At 51.7% G+C, this 21,751-nt stretch carries 21 protein-coding genes; 11 read left to right on the forward strand and 10 right to left on the reverse strand.

From position 1 onward, the window contains the following. The first annotated feature begins 14 nt into the window (after positions 1-14). The 7 genes from ACNQKP_RS06005 to ACNQKP_RS06035 all read left to right on the forward strand — a co-directional run bounded on the left by ACNQKP_RS06005 (position 15) and on the right by ACNQKP_RS06035 (position 6,879). Positions 15-431, forward strand: a complete 417-nt coding sequence (locus ACNQKP_RS06005) for a hypothetical protein (RefSeq protein ID WP_011165828.1) — start codon at positions 15-17, stop codon at positions 429-431. Then, entirely contained in the window at positions 431-1,483 is a 1,053-nt protein-coding gene (locus ACNQKP_RS06010) for a hypothetical protein (RefSeq protein ID WP_417863471.1), read from the forward strand. The genes ACNQKP_RS06005 and ACNQKP_RS06010 overlap by 1 nt, the downstream gene beginning before the upstream one ends. Then, positions 1,476-2,651: a 3-phosphoshikimate 1-carboxyvinyltransferase gene (locus ACNQKP_RS06015; RefSeq protein WP_417863472.1), complete on the forward strand. Its 1,176-nt coding sequence runs from the start codon at positions 1,476-1,478 to the stop codon at positions 2,649-2,651. The genes ACNQKP_RS06010 and ACNQKP_RS06015 overlap by 8 nt, the downstream gene beginning before the upstream one ends. After that, a complete protein-coding gene (locus tag ACNQKP_RS06020; protein WP_417863474.1) occupies positions 2,648-4,474 on the forward strand; it encodes a shikimate kinase in 1,827 nt (608 codons plus the stop codon). Before ACNQKP_RS06015 ends, ACNQKP_RS06020 begins: the two co-directional genes overlap by 4 nt. Next, on the forward strand, positions 4,471-5,496 hold the full coding sequence (aroC, locus tag ACNQKP_RS06025; protein WP_417863475.1) for a chorismate synthase: 1,026 nt from the start codon (positions 4,471-4,473) through the stop codon (positions 5,494-5,496). The genes ACNQKP_RS06020 and aroC overlap by 4 nt, the downstream gene beginning before the upstream one ends. Positions 5,497-5,613: 117 nt before the next feature. Beyond that, the gene (locus ACNQKP_RS06030) at positions 5,614-6,513 is read left to right on the forward strand and encodes a 1,4-dihydroxy-2-naphthoyl-CoA synthase (protein ID WP_088564070.1); all 900 of its coding nucleotides are present in this window, start codon (positions 5,614-5,616) and stop codon (positions 6,511-6,513) included. 153 nt (positions 6,514-6,666) lie between these two features. Then, positions 6,667-6,879: a hypothetical protein gene (locus tag ACNQKP_RS06035; RefSeq protein ID WP_417863477.1), complete on the forward strand. Its 213-nt coding sequence runs from the start codon at positions 6,667-6,669 to the stop codon at positions 6,877-6,879. On the opposite strand, the gene ACNQKP_RS06040 is transcribed toward ACNQKP_RS06035, so the two are convergent. The 3 genes from ACNQKP_RS06040 to aroF are packed head-to-tail and all read right to left on the reverse strand — an operon-like array spanning position 6,876 to position 9,636. Further along, positions 6,876-7,931: a trypsin-like serine peptidase gene (locus ACNQKP_RS06040; protein WP_417863479.1), complete on the reverse strand. Its 1,056-nt coding sequence runs from the start codon at positions 7,929-7,931 to the stop codon at positions 6,876-6,878. The genes ACNQKP_RS06035 and ACNQKP_RS06040 overlap by 4 nt on opposite strands. A gap of 3 nt (positions 7,932-7,934) precedes the next feature. Next, positions 7,935-8,642 (reverse strand): bifunctional demethylmenaquinone methyltransferase/2-methoxy-6-polyprenyl-1,4-benzoquinol methylase UbiE, encoded by a 708-nt coding sequence (gene ubiE / locus ACNQKP_RS06045; RefSeq protein ID WP_417863481.1) that lies wholly within the window; start codon positions 8,640-8,642, stop codon positions 7,935-7,937. After that, complete coding sequence (aroF, locus tag ACNQKP_RS06050; RefSeq protein WP_417863482.1) at positions 8,635-9,636, reverse strand: 3-deoxy-7-phosphoheptulonate synthase; 1,002 nt, start codon at positions 9,634-9,636, stop codon at positions 8,635-8,637. Before aroF ends, ubiE begins: the two co-directional genes overlap by 8 nt. Positions 9,637-9,823: 187 nt before the next feature. Between aroF and ACNQKP_RS06055 the strand changes: the two genes are divergently transcribed. The 3 genes from ACNQKP_RS06055 to ACNQKP_RS06065 are packed head-to-tail and all read left to right on the forward strand — an operon-like array spanning position 9,824 to position 12,968. Beyond that, positions 9,824-10,633, forward strand: coding sequence for a chorismate-binding protein (locus tag ACNQKP_RS06055; RefSeq protein ID WP_417863483.1), 810 nt, complete (start codon positions 9,824-9,826; stop codon positions 10,631-10,633). Beyond that, complete coding sequence (gene menD / locus ACNQKP_RS06060) at positions 10,630-12,210, forward strand: 2-succinyl-5-enolpyruvyl-6-hydroxy-3-cyclohexene-1-carboxylic-acid synthase (protein ID WP_088564076.1); 1,581 nt, start codon at positions 10,630-10,632, stop codon at positions 12,208-12,210. Before ACNQKP_RS06055 ends, menD begins: the two co-directional genes overlap by 4 nt. Next, complete coding sequence (locus tag ACNQKP_RS06065) at positions 12,198-12,968, forward strand: alpha/beta fold hydrolase (protein ID WP_417863484.1); 771 nt, start codon at positions 12,198-12,200, stop codon at positions 12,966-12,968. Before menD ends, ACNQKP_RS06065 begins: the two co-directional genes overlap by 13 nt. Here the strand turns inward: ACNQKP_RS06065 and ACNQKP_RS06070 are convergent. The 7 genes from ACNQKP_RS06070 to add all read right to left on the reverse strand — a co-directional run bounded on the left by ACNQKP_RS06070 (position 12,951) and on the right by add (position 19,553). Further along, positions 12,951-13,790 carry a S1 family peptidase gene (locus ACNQKP_RS06070; RefSeq protein ID WP_417863486.1) on the reverse strand — a complete coding sequence of 280 codons (840 nt, stop codon included), beginning with the start codon at positions 13,788-13,790 and terminating at the stop codon, positions 12,951-12,953. The two genes, ACNQKP_RS06065 and ACNQKP_RS06070, sit on opposite strands and share 18 nt — an antisense overlap. A gap of 11 nt (positions 13,791-13,801) precedes the next feature. After that, complete coding sequence (locus tag ACNQKP_RS06075; RefSeq protein ID WP_235046178.1) at positions 13,802-14,626, reverse strand: S1 family peptidase; 825 nt, start codon at positions 14,624-14,626, stop codon at positions 13,802-13,804. Between the two features lie 134 nt (positions 14,627-14,760). Beyond that, the gene (gene pip / locus ACNQKP_RS06080) at positions 14,761-15,708 is read right to left on the reverse strand and encodes a prolyl aminopeptidase (RefSeq protein WP_015092472.1); all 948 of its coding nucleotides are present in this window, start codon (positions 15,706-15,708) and stop codon (positions 14,761-14,763) included. A 192-nt stretch (positions 15,709-15,900) separates the two neighbouring features. Continuing rightward, positions 15,901-16,083 (reverse strand): hypothetical protein, encoded by a 183-nt coding sequence (locus tag ACNQKP_RS06085; RefSeq protein ID WP_417863488.1) that lies wholly within the window; start codon positions 16,081-16,083, stop codon positions 15,901-15,903. 140 nt (positions 16,084-16,223) lie between these two features. After that, positions 16,224-17,957 (reverse strand): gamma-glutamyltransferase, encoded by a 1,734-nt coding sequence (gene ggt, locus ACNQKP_RS06090; RefSeq protein WP_417863490.1) that lies wholly within the window; start codon positions 17,955-17,957, stop codon positions 16,224-16,226. Next, entirely contained in the window at positions 17,950-18,531 is a 582-nt protein-coding gene (locus ACNQKP_RS06095) for a DUF6624 domain-containing protein (RefSeq protein WP_417863492.1), read from the reverse strand. The genes ggt and ACNQKP_RS06095 overlap by 8 nt, the downstream gene beginning before the upstream one ends. After that, the gene (gene add, locus ACNQKP_RS06100) at positions 18,528-19,553 is read right to left on the reverse strand and encodes an adenosine deaminase (RefSeq protein ID WP_417863493.1); all 1,026 of its coding nucleotides are present in this window, start codon (positions 19,551-19,553) and stop codon (positions 18,528-18,530) included. The genes ACNQKP_RS06095 and add overlap by 4 nt, the downstream gene beginning before the upstream one ends. A 37-nt stretch (positions 19,554-19,590) precedes the next feature. Here add and ACNQKP_RS06105 point away from each other — a divergent pair, with 37 nt between their 5' ends. Next, entirely contained in the window at positions 19,591-21,624 is a 2,034-nt protein-coding gene (locus ACNQKP_RS06105; RefSeq protein WP_417863494.1) for a transketolase C-terminal domain-containing protein, read from the forward strand. Positions 21,625-21,751 lie beyond the last annotated feature (127 nt).

Raw genomic sequence — 21,751 nt, forward strand, 5'->3', positions numbered from 1 at the left:
TAAGGAGACCTTTTATGCGTCATATTGCTGCTGCTTTTGTAGTGTTGTCCCTGGCTTCCCAATCCTTTGCCACTTCCGCTGAAGAAGTGAAAACCAAAACCGCTGAAGCAGCCACTGCTGCGGCTGATTACACCAAAGAACAAAAAGAGCAGTTCCAAAAAGACATGGAAGAAAATCTGGCGAAAATGAAAAAAGAAATCGCCGAGATGAAAGAAGCTGCCTCCAAGAAAACCGGCGAAGCAAAAACCGAGTACAACGATCAGATCAAAGCTTTGGAAAAAAAGCAGGAAGAAATGAAGAAAGATCTGGCGAAGATGAAGAAAAGCTCTGGCAAAGCCTGGGGCGAAATGAAAAATGGCATGAGCAAAGCGTGGGATGCGATCTCTGATTCCTACGGCAAAGCCAAAGCCCACCTGTCAGAAGAAAAATAATGAAAAAAAGCGCACTGCTCTTCACCACCGAATTGCCTCGTCCCGCAGACCTGGGGGAAGAGCTGTTGTTGATCCACGACGAGATCCTGCCTCGTAAATCCAAGACCTTCAAAAAATGGATGGCGCAGTTCCCACTTCGTTATCCGGTGAAGGCCGGGGAATCTCTTAAGTCCGTTCAGAACTTTCCCGAACACATCACCAAGATCGTGAAGCTGTGTGAAGGCGCTTCCAGCCGTCGTTTGACCGTGGTGGTGGCCGGAGGCGGCAGTGTCGGGGACTTTGGCGGCTTTGTTGCCAGCATCCTGAAGCGTGGTGTGCGTCTGGTGCACATGCCCAGCACCTGGCTTTCGGCGATTGATTCTGCTCATGGTGGCAAGACGGCTTTGAATGTGGGATCTGCGAAAAACCAGATTGGCACTTTCTATCCTGCTGACAAGATTGTTTTGTCTCGTTCGTTGCTGATGGCTCAGCCAGATGCCCGTGCCTTTGAAGGTTTTGGCGAACTTCTTAAGATCGCTTTGATTGCCGGGGGACCGCTGTGGCGGGACCTGTCCAAAGAATACGAAGTGAATGCGACGGTGCTGTGGAAATACCTTTCCAGTGCCATTAATGCCAAATACAAGGTTGTCGCCAAAGACCCGGAGGAAAAATCCGGTCATCGTCATATCCTGAACCTGGGGCATACTTTGGGTCATGTGCTGGAAACCCAGTACGAACTGCCACACGGGGTGGCGATTAATTACGGGCTGGAGTTTGCTTTGCGCTTCAGCTTGCACAAAAAGATCATCACACCTGCTGAATACGAAAAGCTGATGCTGTCGCCTGTGATGGGCTATCTGCTGTCACCAGTGCGTGATGAATTGCTGCAGACCAAAGAATCGGTTCTGCGCGAATTCAGAAAGCAGCTTCTGAGTGACAAGAAAAAGACGTCGTCTGAAGTTCTGCGTTTCGTTTTCCTGAAAAAGCCCGGCCGGTGTGTCGTGCGTGAAGTCAGTGTGGATGACATCCTGGTGGAAGTCTGCCGCCAGAAAGAAGATGAACTCAATGGCTGATTTTCGTTTTCAGGGCGAGATTCCTGGTTCTAAATCCATTTTCAATCGCGCTTTGATCGTAAAAAGCTATTTCCCCGTGTTGGATCTGCAAGGATATTCCGAATGTGACGACGTCGTTCACATGCGTGAAGGCCTTAAAGAGATCCGCGAACGCAGCCGCATTGATTGCGGCGAAGGCGGCACCACGTTTCGCTTTATGGCGCTTCGGGCGTCACGCATGCGCGGGGTCCATACTTTAGAGGCCACACCTCGTCTGTTGCAAAGACCGCAAAAAGGTTTGCTGGATTTGTTGTCTCAGTTGGGTGTGCAAACCCAAATCAAGAATCGCGAAATGTTCGTGGTGTCTGAAGGATGGAGGCGTCCGCGCGCCCCATTGAAAGTAAACACCTCTGAATCCAGTCAGTATGCTTCGGCTTTGATTCTGAACTGCTGGCTTTTGGATTTCGATCTGGAATTTGAACTGGTCGGCGACAAGGTTTCTGAATCGTACTTCCAGTTGACCGTGCAGATGCTGAAAGAATTGGGCATGCGCATGCAGGTTCAGGGCAACAAGTACCTGATCCCGGCAGGCCAGCGTATCAGCAAGCTTGAATACCGTGTGGAATCGGATCTGAGTTCGGCCTTCACCATGGCGTCTGCTGGCGCCTTGGTGGGGGGAGCCAAACTTTTGAACTATCCGGTGAAAAGCTCCCAGCCGGACGGCGTCTTTATCGAGATCTTCAAGCAAATGAACATCGAAACAGAAATGGTCGAAGGCGCTTTGTGTGTAAGGCCTTCCACAGGCTTGCGTGCGGTGAATTGGGATCTTTATCAGTCCCCGGATCTGTTCCCGGTGCTGGCGGTGCTTTGCAGTTGGGCCAACGGCAGCTCCAAGCTTTACAATGCGCCTCATTTGGCGGCGAAAGAAAGCAATCGCATTGCCAAGATTGCTGATTTGTTTGAACGCCTGGGCATTTCCCATGAAGTCTTGCCGGATGGCATGATCATTCACGGCAACCCCCAGCAAAGCCTTAAAAAAGGCATCACTTTTGATTCCGATCAGGATCACCGCATGGTGATGGCGGCCACTTTGATGAAGCTAAAAGGCCATGACATCACCATTGAAAACCCCGAGGCCATCAATAAGAGTTTTCCAGAGTTCTGGGACATGATAGGTATCAAGGCATGATTACAGTCGTCGTTGGCCACCGCGGAACCGGAAAAACTGAAATGATGAAACGTCTGCAGATATACCTGCGAGACGAATCCGCGGAAATCATCGACCTGGATGAATCCATCGAAGAAAAAATCGGAAAAACCATCCCTGAGCTTTTTTTAGAGCACGGCGAGGCCTATTTCCGTGAGTTGGAGCGCCAGCTTTTCCTTGAGACTTTGCAAAAGCCCCACACGCAGATGTTCCTGGTGCTGGGGGCGGGCTTTGATCTGTCTGTGATCCCAGAAAACGTGCGCGTGCTGTGGGTTCGTCGCAACACCGATCTTGATGGCAGAATCTTCTTAAACCGCCCACGCCTGAACCCCGAATTGTCCCCGCTGGAAGAATTCCACAAGCGTGCCGTTGTGCGCGAAGCCCGTTATCGTGAACGAGCCGATGAAGTCTATCTGATGCCGGAAGGTCTTTTTGAAAATCGCCATCATGCCATGGCCGTTGAAAAAGCTCTTTTGACTCACAATCTGCATGACATCGGTGGCGCGGTGACGATCCCGGCCGAAATCTTTGCGACGGAAAAACGCTGGGAGCTTTTCAAAGCCCGCTTCCTGAACCGAGGCGTGGGTTTGTTTGAGCTGCGCGATGATCTGCTGACTTTTGAGCAGATTCAGCGCGTGGTGCAGGAAATGGCCAGCGAGCGTCTGCTTTATTCTTTCCGCACAAAGCCTGAAAACGCCGAAGCTCTGATGCAGGAGCCTTTGATTGCGGTTTTAAACCGTGTGGCCTGGATTGACTGGCCGGTGGAGCTGGGATCACCCGAAGATCTTTTGCGGGTGATTTCATCTGATAAATTGATTTTGTCTTTGCACGATGAGTCCCGCAAAGAATTGTGGCAGCAGTTTGAAAAGCAAGCCGCACATTTGAAATATGCGCCGATGGTCGACACCTTCAGTGATCTGAAGAAGGGCCATGAATGGCAGCAAGGCGAACCTTCCCGCCGCAGTTTCCTGCCGCGGTCCCCGGATGGTCGCTGGGAATGGTATCGCCGTTTGCAAAAAGGTCATCAACTGATCAATTTCTGGCGCGAAGGGGACGGCACCGCGGGGGATCAGCCTTCGCTCTGGGCCTGGATGATGACCCCGGAAGTGGTGAAAGATTTCGCTGCCGTTCTGGGCGACCCTGTTCGTCACAGCTTTACTCCGCTAGAGCATTCTGATTTCTTCCATAAAAAAAGCCTGCCGGTCTTTGCTGTCGCTATTTCCCGTGACGAATGGGATCAGGCCTTCCCGGTGGTGCAAGGCATGGGGCTTCGTTATGCGGCGGTCACGTCTCCTCACAAAGAAAACGCCGCCAAAGTCTGCAAGCATGAAACCCTGAAGGCTGTGAACACTCTTTTCTGGAATGAAAAGACCAAATCTTGGCAGGGGACCTCCACCGACGATCAGGGCTTTATGGAGCTGATCGAAGGTGTCGGTATGATCGCGCCCTTGCAGAAAGAAATTTCCGTCTGGGGCGGGGGCGGCGTGCTGGAAATGATTGAAAAAGCCCTGCCGCACGCAAGCTTCATTTCTTCGCGTACGGGGAAACCTCGCGCAGGATCTGAAGATGCCGAAACCCTTTTGCCCAAGATTGTGATCTGGGCTGCACCTCGCGGACCTGAAACCCAGATGCCACCTGCACACTGGAATCCAGCGATGGTGTTTGATTTAAATTACAAAGAAGATTCCATGGGCCGTGAATATGCCCAGCGCTGTGGCGCGAATTATCAGTCCGGGCTTGTGATGTTCACAGCCCAGGCGCAAGGACAGCGAATGTTCTGGCGCCAGTCCGAGGAGAACGCATGAGTGCAAGTCAGTTCGGTTCCCGTTTTGTGATCACGACTTTCGGTGAAAGTCATGGGACCGCTTTGGGCGTGGTGATTGACGGCTGTCCGGCCGGAGTGAATTTTGATGAAGGACTTCTGAAAAAAGAACTGGAGCGCCGTCGTCCCGGCCATCATGGCTCGGGTCAGATTGTATCCGGCCGTCAGGAAACGGATGCGCCGGAAGTTCTGAGCGGCGTTTTCGATGGCAAAACCCTGGGCACGCCGATGGCGATCATCGTGCGCAATCAGGATGCAAGATCTCAGGATTATTCTGTTATCAAGAATTCCCCGCGTGCGGGTCATGCCGATGACATGTGGAAGAATAAATTCGGTCACAGTGATCATCGCGGGGGTGGTCGGTCTTCCGGTCGTGAGACGGTTTCCCGCGTGATGGCGGGTTCCGTGGCTCAGATGATGATGAAACACGTCAGTGCGCCAACCAAGGTGATTGGTTATGCCTCACAAATTGGTCCGATGACCTTGACCGACGCAGAACGCGCGGAAGTCAGCAAAAAGGACATTGATTCCTTCCAAGCCCGATTCCCTTCCAGCCGCGATCAGGAAGTGGCTGACCTTTTAAAGAAAGCCCAGGACAACGGCGAAAGCCACGGCGGCGTTGCCGAGATTCTGATTCAGAATCCACCAGCACATTTGGGTCAGCCGGTGTTTCATAAATTGAAATCCGATCTGGCCATGGCCTTCTTGAGTGTGGGGGCCACCAACGGCTTTGAATTGGGACTGGGGTTTGAAGCCGCCGAAGTCAAAGGCACACAATTCCATCAGGGCCCACAGGATGCCTATGGCGGCATCCGTGGCGGGATTTCCACCGGGGAAAGCATTCTGCTGCGGGTTTCTTTCAAGCCCACAAGTTCGATTCTGGATGTGGCAAAAAAAGGCCGTCACGATCCCTGCATCGTGACCCGTGCGATCCCGGTGCTGGAGGCCATGACATGGCTGGTGTTGGCAGACCACTATTTGTGGTCTAAAACTGATCGCATCTAGAATTTATTTAAAGACATCAGCTGCGGCGTTGATCGTCGTCGACGTACCTCTGGTACGCCTTCCTCCTCTCGCCTTGCATCTGATGCCTTTAAATAAATTCAAATAAGAGGTACTAAAATGGTTTCTGATATTTTCAATCCAGAGTGGTGGACGGAAGTTCCTGGTTTTAACTTCAAGGACATTACTTATCACCGCGCCAAAGATCAGGGCACAGTTCGTATTGCCTTCAATCGTCCTGAGGTGCGCAATGCCTTCCGCCCACAAACGGTGGACGAGCTTTACACAGCTTTGGAGCACGCCCGCATCACGGCTGACGTGGGTGTGGTTCTGATCACAGGCAACGGTCCTTCCCCGAAAGACGGTGGCTGGGCGTTCTGTTCTGGTGGTGATCAGCGCATTCGCGGTAAAGACGGCTACAAGTACGAAGAAAAAGAAGCTCAAGGCAAGATGGATCTGGCTCGTCTGGGTCGTTTGCATATTCTTGAGGTTCAGCGTCTGATTCGTTTCATGCCTAAAGTGGTTGTGGCGGTTGTTCCCGGCTGGTCCGTGGGTGGCGGTCATTCTTTGCACGTGGTGTGTGATATGACGATCGCCAGCCAAGAGCATGCGATCTTCAAACAAACGGATCCGGACGTGGCCAGCTTCGATTCTGGTTACGGTTCTGCGTACCTGGCTCGTATGGTGGGTCAAAAGCGGGCTCGTGAAATCTTCTTCCTGGGCCGCAATTACACAGCTCAAGAGGCCTTCGATATGGGCATGGTGAACGCCGTGGTTCCGCACAAGGATCTTGAAAAAGTGGCGTTGGAATGGGCGAAAGAAATGAACTCAAAAAGCCCGACCGCGATGCGCATGCTGAAGTATGGCTTTAATATGATCGATGACGGTCTTGTTGGTCAGCAACTGTTTGCGGGTGAGGCGACTCGCTTGGCTTACGGAACTGAAGAAGCGGTGGAAGGACGAAATTCCTTCGTTGAAAAACGTCCGAAGGACTTCTCTAAGTTCCCTTGGCATTACTAGGGCTCAGATACAGAAAATAATAAACTCTGAAAACACGGTCCGAAAGACCGTGTTTTTTTATTTAAAACCAGCCCAACGATTTGAAAATCCCTATCAAGTGCCAGTGCCTGAATACAGCTGTATTTGTTTGTGAGGCGGGAGGACAATAGGGTCATGAAACTTGCTATATTCTTCGTACTGCTAGCGTTCGTAGGACTGGCATTCTGGGGATGCCCGACGAAGAAGTATATCCCTGACCCAACACCTCCAAAACCTGAAGTGCAGATCCAATCCATGCGTTATGATGAAGTATTAAGACAACACGGGCAGGCCCCTTGGGTGGGACCTCGTCAGGACCAGCGGCGAATGCTGGCCATGAATAATTAGAAAATACTGATTCCCACAGACAGGAAGGTTTCGGAAGAATCCTGCGGGCTCATGCCGGCTTCAATGTTAAAGCCCATCCCTGACAGATAGATCATTGCAAAGTTGCGTTCGTTGTATTCTTTAAACGTCAGGCGTTTGTAGCCAACACCGGCATAGAACGGCAGGAAGTTCGAAGTTTCAAAGTACCAGCGATAAGCCAAAGCCAAACCGCGATACTCGATGTCTTCTTTGGATGAAGACACGGAACGCTCAACACCCACCAGGAAGCGGTCACGCATCCAGATACTCAAGTCCAAAGCCAGGGCATTGTCTTTGATTTCTTTGCCGTTGTGGTGAAGGTTGACGAAGGTTTCTTTCACGTTCAAGTCAATGCTGGCTTTGGCGTCCAGAGAGGTAAACGTGCGCGACGGCTGGTCTTTCAGCATCGCCAGTTTCGCCGGATGAATCATGCGCCCAATGCTGCCCGCCGCTTTACGCACGTACTTCGCCGAAACGACGCCGATGATTTCACCCTGATCATTCAGAACCGCACCGCCGGAATTCCCCGGGGACACCGACATGTCTGTCAGGAAGTTTTTGTCAGAATTGATTTTCGTGACCATGCCTTTGGTGAAGTTAAACAGCATATCACTGTTCAGGTTCGTATCGAAATCAAGCTTGGTGCCGAAAGGGTGTCCGATCGTGGCGCATTCCTGGCCCACTTTGATGGAAGCAAGGTTTGCAAACTTCAGGGGCGTGGCTTTCGCCGGAGCATCCAGGGTTAGAATCGCGATGTCGTTGTCTTTGTCCCAGCGGCTGATCGTGGCGGTTTGCTGGGTCACGACCTTGTCGTTTTCAAGCCATTGAACCGTGATGGGACGAAGATCAAAGACACAGTGACGGGCCGTCAAAATCTCAGTCGGGGAAATCAGGGCGCCGGAACAAACGCCGCCTTTGGAGCGGATCACCGGCACTGCGGGACGCGCTTTTTCAAAGACCGCAGACCATACGGTGTCCGCGGCAGTTGCGGGAAGAGCCACTGCCATCAGAAGAACGCCTAACAGGAATTTCATAAATTATTTTACGGTGCCTTTATAGATGTAAGCGATACCACCGGTCAGGGTGATGTATTCCATTTTGGAATAAGCGCCGCTTTCCTTCATCAGATCCAGGAAACCTTCACGGCAAGGGAATGCCGCCGAGGATTTTTGCAGGTACTCGTAAGCTTCTTTCTGACCCGTTACGATGCCGCCGATTTTAGGCAGGATGTTCTGGGAATAGAAGTTATACAAAGCACCGAACACCGGAATGTTCACCTGACCAAACTCAAGAACCATCACTTTGCCGCCTGGGCGAGTGACACGGGCCATTTCTTTCAGCGCTTTCACCGGATCACCGACGTTGCGGATACCGAAAGAGATGCTGCAAACATCAAAGCTGTTGTCAGCGTATTGAAGCTGGGTCACATCGGCTTGCTCGAAAGTGATGTCCAAACCGCGCTCTTTGGCCTTGCCCGGAGCCGGGATCAGCATTTCTGCACAGAAGTCAGTTCCAGTCACAGCACCCGCGCCGACAGTTTTTTTGAACTCAATCGCCAGGTCGCCTGTGCCGGTGGCACAATCCAAAACCTGATCACCGGCTTTGGCGCCGCTGTACTTCACCAGTTTTTTTCTCCACAGGTGATGGATGCCCATGGAAAGGACGTTATTGCCCTTGTCATAGTTCGCCGCCACTTTAGAGAACATGTTTCTGATGATTTCAGGATTTGGAGAGTGATTAGACATAAACTTCCGCCTTGTGCGCTTTGTGCAGTGGACGGTCGATAGCCGTCAGGATTCTATCAAGCTTCTTCATCATCATAGAGAAGTCATTCAGGGTCAGTGCCTGCATACCATCAGACAGCGCTTCTGCCGGACGAGGGTGAACTTCGACGATGATACCATCTGCTCCCACAGCGGCTGCTGCGTAAGCCAGATCCGGAACCAAAGCGCGGATGCCCACTGCGTGAGAAGGATCCACGATCACCGGAAGGTGTGTGTTCTTCTTCGCGTAAGCCACGGCATTCAGATCCAGAGTGTTGCGGGTCGCAGTTTCGAAAGTGCGGATACCACGTTCACACAGGATCACATTCTGGTTGCCCATTTTGGTGACGTATTCAGAGGCTTTGATCCATTCGTCGATGTAAGCAGCCAGACCGCGTTTCAACAACACAGGCTTTTTCTGGCGGCCCAGTTCTTTCAGCAGCTCGTAGTTTTGCATACTGCGGGATCCGACCTGGAAGCATTCCACGATATCGTAGACTTCTTCGATTTGACGAACGTCAGTCACTTCGGACACAAGGCTCATGTTCAGTTCTTTGCAAACAGTGCGAACCATGTCGAAAGAGTTTGCGCCCAGACCCTGGAAAGCGGTCGGCGAGGTGCGCATTTTCCAAATGCCACCACGAAGCAGGTGTGCGCCCGCGGCTTTTACGCCGGAAGCGGTTTCCATGAACTGCGCCTGGCTTTCGATAGAACAAGGGCCGGCGATCACGGTGAAATTAGGTCCCCCGATATCAAAACCGCCGACATTGACAATTTGGGTTGAGGGACTTGTTTGCATAGTTTGCGTTTCCATAATACGAACTTCTTCTCGCCCTTGTTTTAACATTTTCACAACTATTAAGTTGAAAAAAGAGGGTCCTTTTGTGGATCGGCAGAATAGCATAACGCTCGAAGGCATTACAAACTTTTTGCAGGCAGGGGCCCTCTTGCGACATGGAAACCAATGGATTCTCATTGAGGGGCCTTTCGCTGCAGAGCCAACCCCAAATAGTGTCGAAATTTCAGTATTTTGCCCCGATTTCTATGATCTGACGGCCCCGGCCCGCTGGTTCGGGAAGGCCCGCTATACCCTCTCAACAGAGGATTTGCGTCGCATTTGTGAGGTCTACTTGGCTCAAGGGCCTCGTACTGCGGAGCCCTTAATGACCGCACGCTGGGAAGAACCGCGTCTGGAGGACTTCGCCGAAGCCCTTTCCGCAATCCAATCCCGCATTGAAAAAAATGAAATTCAGAAAGCGGTGCCAGTGGTGTTTGCGCGTTCGGCGCAGACGGTGACAGCTCGGGATCGCGCGCGTTTGTTGCTGAAATTGTCCGAAGCTCCTGCGACTTTGTTTGTTTATGGATTCTGGAAAGACGGCGAAGGTGTGCTGGGGGCGACGCCGGAAACACTCTTTGATTTTTCCAAAGGTGTTTTGAAGACCATGGCTTTGGCGGGCACCTGCCCGAAAAGTGAAAGCACCGAGCGTGAATCGCTTTTGAATGATGACAAGGAAATGTTTGAGCACCGCCTGGTGGTGGAAGACATCACCGAGCGTCTGTCTGCGTGGGGCACCGTGCAGGCGTCTGCGCCTTATATTCTGGAGCTGCCGACCCTGTATCACCTGAAAACCGACATTAGCGTGGTTTGCCAGAAACAGCCTGACTTTGTCGAGCTGGTGAAAGCCCTGCACCCGACGCCGGCCTTGGGGGTGGCGCCACGATCCGCGGGTTACACCTGGATGCAGGCACTGCCGGGGCAGCAGGGGCGCCGCTGGTATGGGGGGCCTTTTGCCTTTATCGGGGCTGAGGAGGCCCTGTGTCTTGTCGGCATTCGCAATTTGCAGTGGAGTCAAGACTCTGCGATGATTGGTTCCGGCTGTGGTGTAGTCGCGGCCAGTGAACTGGAAAGAGAATGGCGGGAGCTTTTCCAAAAGCGCCTGTCCGTGAAAAAGATATTGGGGCTTGAAGTATGACAAACATGGAACTTGCAGCAAAAGTCATTCAGGAACTGGTGCACACCGGAGTCAGAGAATTTATTCTTTGTGCCGGCGCCCGCAACAGTCCGATGGTTCACATTCTGGATGAATGCAAGAATCTGAAGGTTTATTCATTCTTTGAAGAACGTGCCGCAGGCTTCTTTGCTCTGGGTCGTATTGCCAGCACCCGTCGTCCAGTGGCGGTGATCACCACGTCTGGCACTGCCGTGGCGGAACTTTTGCCTGCAGCCGTTGAAGGCACTTATTCCTCTTTGCCTCTGATCATGGTGACGGCGGATCGTCCGAAGCACTATCGTGGTTCCGGGGCTCCGCAGACGATTGAACAGGTTGGTATTTTCTCTTACTACAACGAAGTGGCTTTGGATCTGGACAGCGAAAACTCGCATCTGTCATTCAAGTCCCTGTCCTGGAAAAAACCAATTCACGTCAACGTCAGCTTTGAAGAACCGCTGATCGACGGTCCGGTACCACAAATTCATATTCCCAGTGTTTCTGAACGCACCAAGCTGCCCGTGCAAATTCCACTGGGCACGCTGAAAGAAATGGAAACTTTCGTCAACACCCACAAGCCACTGGTGATGGTGGGGATCCTGCCGGAAAAAGCTTACGGCACTGTTTTGGATTTCCTGAAGCAGTACAAAGCGCCGGTTTATTGCGAAGGCATTTCCAGTCTGCGTGGTCATCCGGACTTGAAGGATGTTGAAATCAGATCCGGTGAAAAAATGATTCATCGTATTCTGGAGATGGGCGTTTGCGATTCCATCCTGCGTATCGGGGGTATTCCGACAGCGCGTGTGTGGCGTGATCTGGAAGACAAGTACAAAGAGCTTCCGGTGTTCTCGGTCAGCTTCAACCACTTCACAGGCCTGAGCCGTCCGGTTCAGCACTGCAATTCTTTGGATTTGCTAAGTCAGGTGGAATTCTCGTATCCGCATCACGAAAACGTGAAGGTGAATATCGAGGACGCGGCTCGCGCGACGCAGATTCGTCAGCTTTTGGACAAGTATCCTGATTCCGAGCAGGGCATGATCTATGCGATTTCAAAACGCATGAAGGGCTCATCGGTTTATCTTGGAAATTCTTTGCCGATCCGTGAGTGGGACTCCAGCTCTTCGCATGATTTCCCTCCGGCGCGGGTGGCGGCCAACCGTGGCGCCAACGGTATCGACGGACAGATCTCAACCTTCCTGGGCTGGGCTCATCCAGAGCTTGAAAACTGGTGCCTTGTTGGAGATTTAACAGCGCTGTATGATTTATCGTCACTTTGGGTAACTTCCCAGCTGGATGCGAAAAAATTCCGCGTTGTTGTGATTAATAATGGCGGGGGGCAGATTTTCCACCGCATGTTTAAGAAAGAGATTTTCATAAACAAACACCAGATTTCTTTCGAATCGTGGGCAAAGATGTGGAACTGGTCCTACGACAAATGGCATACTATTCCAGAAGACAACAAAGAGTTGAACCTGGCGGACCATCAGATCATTGAGCTGAGTCCTAACTGGGAACACACTCAAGAATTCTGGAAGGAGTACGACTCATTGTGGAAAGAGTGAATCTCTTCTTCCTTCATGGCTTCCTCGGAAGACCAACGGACTGGGCGCTTGTAAAGGCGCACTTGCCGCAAACTGAAGGACTGCGCATTTTTACACCTGATTATTTCAAAGAGCTTTCCTTGGGACCGACGCATTCGTTCGAGACCTGGGCCGAGAACTTTGTCAGATGGGTCGAAATTCACGGCGGTGGCAGTGCTTCCCGCAATGTTGTGGTCGGTTATTCTTTGGGTGGTCGTCTGGCACTGCATGCGCTCGAGAAAAAGCCCGCTCTGTTTTATAAAGTCATGCTGGTGTCCACCAATCCCGGCTTTAATGACATGCATGAATCCTTTGATCCTATTTCTGAAGAACGCCGTCAGCGCTGGATGAATGACTCCTATTGGGCTGAGGAGTTTTTAAAGGCCCCGTGGGACATGGTTTTGCGCAACTGGAATGCCCAGCCGGTGTTTGGCGGGGCTGAGGCTGAGCCATCGCGCTCAGAAAAAGAATACTCCCGCGAAACGCTCAGTCTGGCTCTGACTCAGTGGTCCCTGGCGCAGCAGAAAAACATGCGCGGTTTGCTGGAAAAGCAGAATCAAAAGCTGATCTGGATGGTCGGGGAACGTGACGAAAAGTTCCTGGATATGTCCCGTCGACTGACGGAAGAGGTCCCGGGGTTCCACTTTGAAACAGTGCCCTCTTCCAGTCACCGGGTTTTGTTCGACAGCCCCAAAGAACTGGGCGAAAGAATTCGTCAGCTTTTACAGAAGCTTCTTTGAATTATCATCAATCCACTGGCGATATTTAATCACATTCATGTAGATGGATTTGTCTTTGCAAAGGTCTTTATTGTCGATGTACTGGCTTTTCTGGCTGGCTTTGACTTCACCAGGAACAGTCCACGAAATCGCAGATGCCACGCCGACTACATAGTCTTTGCCTGAATAGCGCATCAGGGCCGGACCGCCAGAATCCCCATTGCAGATGCCTTTGCCGTCTTCTTGATTGATATAAAACTGAGTTTCGTCACTGCTGAAATGACTGATGGTCAGATCCACGTGGCGCAGTTTGCCTGAACCTTGAGTGTCATCCGCCGAAGTTTTTTTGCCCGAGATGCGCCCGTAACCAGCCGCGGTGAAAATCAGATCTTTGCTGATAGGGAATTTGGAATCCGGCAGGGTCAATGGACGATAGAATGCCGGTGCATCCTCTTTCATCGAGATCAAGGCGATGTCGTTGCGTTCTGTAGAGTTTAGTTTTTTGTATTTGTCGTGAGTGGCCACCTTGTGGGCCTTTTTCATGACGTATTGACCAGCCAGCGGGTTCAGGCCGAAAGCCAAAGTCAGACCCTCGGCGCCTTTACCCACACAGTGAGCGGCGGTCAGAATCAGGCGCTTTGAAATCAAGGCGCCAGTGCAGTATGTTTTTGTCGGGTTGTCATAGATTAAAACCACATACTGGGAAACGATGTTGTCTTTGGCGGTTATGGTACCGCCGACAATGGCCGTGTCGTCCGGAGTCGGGGAATAGGCTGCTTCATAGCCTCCGCAAGCCGAAAGAATCAAAACGATGAAAGAGCTAACGTACAACTTCGTTTTCATAATTCCCCGGACTATTTAGGCATCAGCTGATTCGGATCGACCAGAGAACTGGTTAGTCTGGTGACCATGCGGTTGATCCAGGATTTGTAGTACAGGGTGCTGGTGAAAGCTGCGTACTGAGAGCAGTCGTTGTTTTCATCTTTTACACCACGGCTGGTGATGCCCATCAGGTACAGTTTGCCGTTTTGCTCAAGGTACGCAGGTCCTCCGGAGTCACCGTGGCAGGCTCCTGTGCCTTGAGTCTGATCCACAAGGAATTCAGAAGTGCTGTAGTTTGGATTGTCGATTTTAACTTTTGTCGTGCGCAAAGTGCCGATGCCCGCGCCGGTTTTGCCGTCAGCAATGCCATAGCCTGCAAGAACGATCTCTGCGCCTTTTTTGATGTTGCGTTTGTTGCCCAGAAGCGTGGCTGGCTTATAGCCTGCCGGAAGTTCGCCCGAGAATTTGATAAGAGCAATGTCACCGGTGTCGAAGTCTTCACCTTGGCGGTTTTCCCAGTACTGGGAAATTTCCACTTTTTCAACCTTGCGGTGTTCGCTGGTGGCAGTGATTGCTGTGCCGAAGAACACGTACATGTCTTCCTGGAAAAGACCGATGCAGTGAGCGGCTGTCAGAACGATATTGTTGGTAAGAAGTGAACCTGTACAGATTTGACCCTCGAAGGCGTCATATACAGCCACGATGCTTTGGCTCATGGAGTCTTCGGACTTTAATTCCGTTCCCCCGATGATTCCGTCTCCAGATGTCAGAATGCTGGAGTCGTTTTTCTGTGGCGCGCAGGCTGAAAGTGCCAGACTTGCCATGATCCCCGAAATTAGCAACTTATTCAGTTTCACTAAAATCCCCCCGGATTTCGCCCCACAAAGCTTGTGGTTCGTGGCACTGAATAAACCCTTTTTGGCACTGCGTGACAAGATGATAATGCTTATACCTGCCATAAGGGGAAAAACCCCCTATGGCTTTGAAAGTCTTACAGATCTCTGAAACTGTCTGTGGCTTCAATAAGAGCTGAGCGGGTTCCGGGCTCGGCGGCCGCGTGGCCTGAATCCGGGATGATTGTAAATTTTGCCTCAGGCCATGCCTTGTGCAGTTCCCAGGCGGACTTCGCCGGGCAAACCACGTCATAGCGGCCCTGAACAATAGCCCCTGGAATGTGGCGGATTTTATCCACGTTTTCCAGCAGCCAGTTGTTGGTTTTAAAGAAGGCGTTATTGGTAAAGTAATGGCATTCGATGCGCGCAAAGCTCAGCGCGTATTCCGGATCATCGAATTCATCCACCGCTTTCGGGTCCACGATCAGGCGGGAGGTTGCGGCTTCCCACTTGCTCCACGCTTTGGCAGCTTCCAAACGGACGTCGGCGTTTTCGTGAGTCAGGCGTTTGTAGTACGCAGCCACCAGATCATGGCGTTCATTTTCAGGAATTGGTTTCAAGTACTCGTCCCACACATCCGGGAAGATGTGGGAAGCCCCCTCTTGATAGAACCACTGAATCTCAGACGGACGGCACAGGAAGATCCCGCGCAGAACCAAAGCTTTCACGCGCTCTGGATGAGTGATCGCGTACGCCAGCGCCAGGGTCGAACCCCAGCTGCCGCCGAAGACAACCCATTTGTCGATCTTCAGCATCTCACGGATGGTTTCGGTGTCTTTCACCAGATCCCAAGTTGAGTTTTCACGCAGCTCAGCGCATGGCAGGGACTGACCGCTGCCGCGCTGGTCGAAAAGAATAATGCGATAAGTTTTAGGATCAAAGAAACGACGATGATCCGGGTGAACACCACCGCCCGGGCCGCCGTGCAGGAACACCACAGGTTTTCCTTGTGGATTTCCGCACTCTTCCCAGTACAGGGTGTGAAGATCAGAAACTTTCAGCATGCCTTTGTTGAAAGGCTCTAGAGCTGGATAAAATTCGCGCATGGGCACCTCGCTTGGAAAGCAAAAGCCTCGCGCAAAAGCGTTGTGAAGTCAAAATGCGCCGCCCGACTGATGAAAAGCGCGCATCCGGCTGCGTTGTCGGGCGGCCTTCTCGCTTCGACGTGCTTGGAGCACGCCTGCGCTGCGAGGGCCGTCCTCCGCCTTGCGTCTGCACACTTTTGATCAGTCGACTTCTTAGTTATCTTTGGAGAGCTTCTCTCGAAGGATCAGGGGGCAGAGGCCGGCGCGGCAGCAGAGCTTGGCCAGCTCTTTGGCGTCGGTGGTTTTGTTCATCATTGCATGCAACAGATTCATGGCATCCACTGACAACAAAGTACTTTGGCATTCGGTTCCGGATACAAAATGAACGATTCGCACTGAGCACCTCCCGCCCATTCAGGATAAGCGGGAAGTTTTGTTTAAATCCATTTATTGAGAACAATTATCAAAAGATGAAAGGTCGTTGAGAATCAAGCTGGATCAGCCCTCCGGGGAGGTTGGAGGGCTTTGGCATGGAGTTACTTGGCGATGCTGGTGCCAATGTCGCGTGGGTCCGCCACGCCATGCAGTTTGTCGCCTTCTTTTGAGACGGCCATCACGTTGCAAGGGATCGGGTCGATCTTCACATCATAGCCCATGTCCTTCAGTTGCTTTAAAACTTCCGGCTTCGGCCCTGGCGGGTCGATGAACAGCACATCCGGCTGCCACTGCTGGTGATAGCGAACCATGGTGACGGATTGATATAACGGCAATTTGAATTCGACATAGTTCAAGATCGTCTGCGCCACACAGCTGATGATGCGAGTGCCACCCGGAGCGCCCACGGCCATAACCGGTTTGTTGTTCTGAAGCAGAATTGTCGGGGACATGCTGCTTAGCGGAGTCTTCTTCGGAGCAATCGCATTGGGTTTTCCACCAATGGCACCGAACAAATTGGAAGCTCCCACCTGCGCAGAAAAATCATCCATTTCATTGTTCAAAACCATGCCTGTGCCCGGCGCCACAATCGCAGCCCCCATCCAGCCGTTGATGGTCTGAGTGGTGGCGACCGCGTTGCCTTTGGCGTCGATCATCGAGATGTGTGTGGTTTCGGTGGATTCATATCCAGTGACTTTGCCAGCAGAAACTTCAAAGGCTTTGCGGGCGCGGTCTTCAGGAATCTGCTGACGACGGTCTTTTAGATATTCCGGAGACAGCAATGATTTCACAGGCACATCGGTGAACTCCGGATCACCCAGATAAGCCGCGCGATCCGCAAAGGCGGATTGTAAAGCGGAAGCCGCCAAGTGAATGGACTTCGTGGACAGAGGGCCTGACTTTGCCAGGTTGTCATCTTCCAAGGTATCCAGGAACTGAATCACGTGAATACCGCCAGAACTTGGTGGTGGCATCGAAATCACTTCATAGCCGTGGAATTTTCCTTCAACGGGTTTACGCCATTTCACCTGATAGTCGTTGAAATCTTTTTGTGTCAGCAGGCCTTTGCGTTCTTTGGAAAGCTTCAGGATGGATTGCGCAACAGTTCCTTTGTAGAAACCATCTTTGCCTTTTTCTGCAATCAGCTTCAGGGTTTTGGCCAGATCCTTCTGAACAAGCAAAGTCCCCAGCGCCGGGGCTTTGCCTTCTTTCGTCAGGAAGATGGCTTTGGCCGCCGGGTCCTGGGCCAGAACATCGGCGCGGTATTCAAGAGCTCTGTGGAATTCAGGATAAATTTCAAAACCGTTTTCTGCCAGATCGATTGCTGGTTGAATGACTTGTTTCAGCGGTAAAGACCCAAAGCGCTGATGAATCTCTAACAGACCTGCGACCATGCCTGGAACAGCGACAGCCAGGATGCCGTCTTTGGAAAGATTGGAAATGGCTTTGCCATCTTTTCCAATGTACATGTTTTCAGAGGCTTTCAGCGGGGCACGTTCGCGGAAATCAATCGCGTAAGTGTCACCGGTTTTGGCTTCGTGGAAAAGCATGAAACCGCCACCAGCAATCCCGGTGGACTGGGGGCGTTCGACCGAAACCGCGAAGGACGCCGCCACCACTGCGTCGATGATGTTTCCACCGTCGGCGAACATCTTTTCAGCGGCTTTACTGGAATAGCGCCCTTGTGTGGAAATCGCATACTGCGTTCCATAGGCTTCAGCCGTGGCATGATCCGGGCGCTCTTTGGCAGTCAGGATCACAGGTGAAGTTGAAGTCGTCTGACAACCCAGTGCCAGCAGAGAAATTGAAAGCACGAGAAGTTTTGATTTAGTCATTGTTTCTCCATCCGGTTTTAAAGGTCCATTCAATGAATTCTTTGTGTCGTTTTTCTGGTTCAGGCGGATGATATTCTCCGTCCATCGGGGTGATCACGAGACTTTCTACGGGATCCAGTCCCATTTCGGCTCTTCTGCTGTTGAGATTTTTTTCATCCTCAACATCGGTAATGCGCAGAATGCCGTTTTCATCCCAGTCGGCATTCGTGCCGTAGACCTGTTTTCGTCCCTCATAGAAGCGAATGCGGTCGATAAGAATGGCGACATAGCTTTTCGGGACTTTTCCGTTCTTCGCCAGATCAATCAGAACGGGCTCTTGCATGCGCATGAATTCCGGCCAGCTGATCGCGTGCAAAATAATTCTTAAAGCGGCGGTGCAGGCTTCTTCGCCGACAAGTGGAATTGTCGGAAAGCCTTTCTCCACAATAAGGTCATTCAGCTTGCGCGCGTTGCGCAGGTGAACTTTTTCCATCTGGGCATTGTAGCCCTGAAACAATTCGCCCGTGGCGGCCAGTGCTTCACGCACGGCTTCGTCTTCACGCATCAGGTGCAGGATTTCTTCTGCGTAGCTCATCCGAAGAATTCTCCCATGATGCGGTTTTTTTCGATGTCCGGAATGAAGCTGGCATCAAACGCGATCTGATTGCACTTGTGGAAGTCCTCTCTGGTAAAGCCATGCACGCGGTGAAGGACTTCATAGTCATCACTCAAAGTGGTGGCGAATACCCCCGGGTCATCCGAGTTGATGGTGACCAGAACACCGGCCTGCATCAGCTTGCGGATCGGGTGTTCTTCGTAAGTCGGGAAGGACTGGGTCAGATAGTTGCTGATCGGGCAGATCTCCAGCGGAATGCGACGGTCTTTCACCAGTTCCAGAACGGTCGGATCGTTTATGATCTGAATGCCATGCCCGATGCGTTCCGCGCCCAGGATGTCGATGCTGTCATGAACCCACGTGGCGGAGACCGGATTCGGAGTTTCGCCGGAATGCACGGTGATGCGCAGACCCGCTTTTTTGGCCTTTTGGAAAAGCGGTGCAAAGACCTTTGGATCAAAGCCTTCCTCGTTGTCCGCCAGATCCAGAGCCAAAAAGCTGTCTTTATGGTCGATGGCGAAATCCACAACTTTTTCCGCAACCTCAAAGGACTTGATTCTTTGAACGATGCAGATCAGACCGATCAGCATCGGGAATTGTTTGCGGGCCTGCTCGATGCCTTTCAGCAAAGAGCGGTGGATCTTTTCGAAAGTCAGGGATTTGTGCCCGTCGGCGATAAAGGTCGGCGCATAACGCAACTCAAGAAGACGAACTCCGTCATTGAAGGCGTCCTCACAAGCTTCATAGGCGACGCGGGTCAGGATTTCCTCGCTGGCCAGAACTTTCTGCGTGTTCATGAACTTGTTTAGCACCGAACCCAGGTCTTTCATGGGGCCCGTAATCAAAAACTGATCCTTTTGCCCCTGGGAGGTGGGGGCCAGCGGAATACCGACTTGCGGAGCCAGTTCCAGAATGGTGCTCCAACGCACTGAGCAGTCCAAATGCCGGTGCAGATCCACTTTTAGGATGTCGCGAATATTATGAGAATAGAGCCTTTCCATTTGATGTTCCTCGCTCTGGGCAGTAAAACTATATCCTATGACAGAACCGATTCAGATCAAAACAAAACTCGCAGGCAATCCTACCCAAGAACCTCAATTCAAAAGCTTTGTTAAAAGCAAAGACGGACGTCAGATTCCAGTGGCCGATCCTAACGCGACTCGCGCCCTTGTTTCTTTGATGGATATGAACGCCGTCCTTGGTGGCGCGGCTTCTCACTATGGTGGTCCTGCTGCTTTGGCGGAACTTATGTCCGCACTGCATGGTCACGTGTTCGATGTTTCCAGCCGCGAAGGCAAACAGTGGTATGACCTGTTCCACATCGTGAACGATGCAGGTCACTGCGAAAACGGTTTGTATGCGTTGAAAGCCAATTACAAGATGGCGGGTCTGACTTTGGACAGCCTAAAAAAATTCCGCTCTATCGAAAGCGGTCTGACGGGCCACGGTGAAGTTCACTGCTTCCCGGAAGGCGTGTTTATCTCCAACGGCCCTTTGGGTTCTGCGTTTCCGCAAACTCAAGGTGTGGCGATGGGCGAGGCGATCTCTGGCAAGAACCGCGTGACGGTGACCACGATCTCTGACGGTGCCTGTATGGAAGGTGAAGCGAAAGAAGCTTTCGCGGCAATTCCGGGTCTGGCTAAGACCGGCAAAATGGGTCCTTATGTTTTGATCATCAGCGATAACAACACGAAACTTTCCGGGCGTATTGATGCGGAATCTTTCTCCATGACTCCGACTTTCAATTCTTTGAAGGATCTGGGTTGGAATGTGATCAACCTTGCTGAAGGCAATGATCTGCAAAAGTGTTACGACACGATTGTTAATGCTATCGAGCAGGCGAAAGCCAACCCGATGGCGCCTGTTGTAATCCACGCAAAAACCGTGAAAGGCATCGGCACCAAGAAAACCGCAGAATCCGCAACGGGCGGTCACGGTTTCCCTCTGAAAAGCCCTTCTGAATTGCCAGCTTTCGTTGGTGAAATTCTGGGTGGTGCGGCTTTGCCGGATGTTTTCAATACCTGGATTGCTGAACTGAACAAATGGGAAGCGGACATCAAAGCCAGCGGTGTGAAAGATTCTGGTGAAAAAATTCAAGTCGGTATTTCTTCCGCGATGGTGCGTGCACGCAAGGCCGGTTTCCCGGTTCTGAGTGTGACTTCGGATCTGCCGGGTTCCACTGGGGTTGCGGGCTTCCGTAAAGAATTCCCTCAAGATTCCTTCGACGTGGGTATCGCCGAATCCAACATGGTTTCTACAGCGGCAGGTTTGTCCAAACTTGGTTATATCCCCGTGGTGGATACATTTGCGCAGTTTGGTGTGACCAAAGGGGCGTTGCCTTTGACCATGGGGGCGTTGTCTGAAGCTCCGGTGATTGCGGTGTTTTCTCACACCGGTTTCCAGGATGCGGCGGACGGGGCTTCCCACCAGGCTTTGAGCTATGTGGCGATGGTTTCTTCCATCCCGCATGTGGATGTGTATTCTTTGTCCTGCAGTGAAGAAGCAGACGCTTTGATGTACACAGTGATTGAAAACTTCGCCAAAGCCCGCAAGGAAGGCAAAGTTCCAAATTCAGCAGTGTTCTTCCTGGGGCGTGAAAACTTCCCTAAGACCTATGTGGCTGGTACTTCCTATGACTTGCGTAAAGCGCAGGTTCTGGCCGACACGACAGCGGGTAAAACGAAGTCTGTGGCAATTGCGACAACAGGCTCTTTGGTTCCTCAGGCCTTGCAAGCTGCGAAAGATCTTGAAGCCAAAGGTGTGGGCGCGGTTGTTGTGAACTGTGCCTGTGTGAATCACGTGGACATCGCGACTTTCAAAACGGTTCTGGAAAAAACTCAAGGCCACTTGATCACGGTGGAAGATCACCAGTTGCTGGGTGGCTTCGGTCAGATTCTGACTCACGCTTTGATGAATGCCGATGTGACATTCAAGGTGAAAAGCCTGGGTGTGCATGGTGAGTTCGGTCAAAGTGCTTACACGGCGGCAGATCTTTATCGCAAACACAAGGTGGATGCCTCCGCGATCGTCGAAACCACAGGCACCTTCTTTCAAAAAAGCGGCGCCTGGTAAAAAAGGTTCCTGGTTCTTTTTTTTGGCCTACACTGCGCTAGGCTGTGTGAAATAAAATGAAACCCCACTGTCGAATGGCTGTGGGGTTTTTTATTTGCAGGTCCAAGGTCCGTAAACAGATATTGCC

The sequence above is a fragment of the Bdellovibrio bacteriovorus genome, from assembly GCF_048286975.1.
Classification (GTDB): domain Bacteria; phylum Bdellovibrionota; class Bdellovibrionia; order Bdellovibrionales; family Bdellovibrionaceae; genus Bdellovibrio; species Bdellovibrio bacteriovorus_H.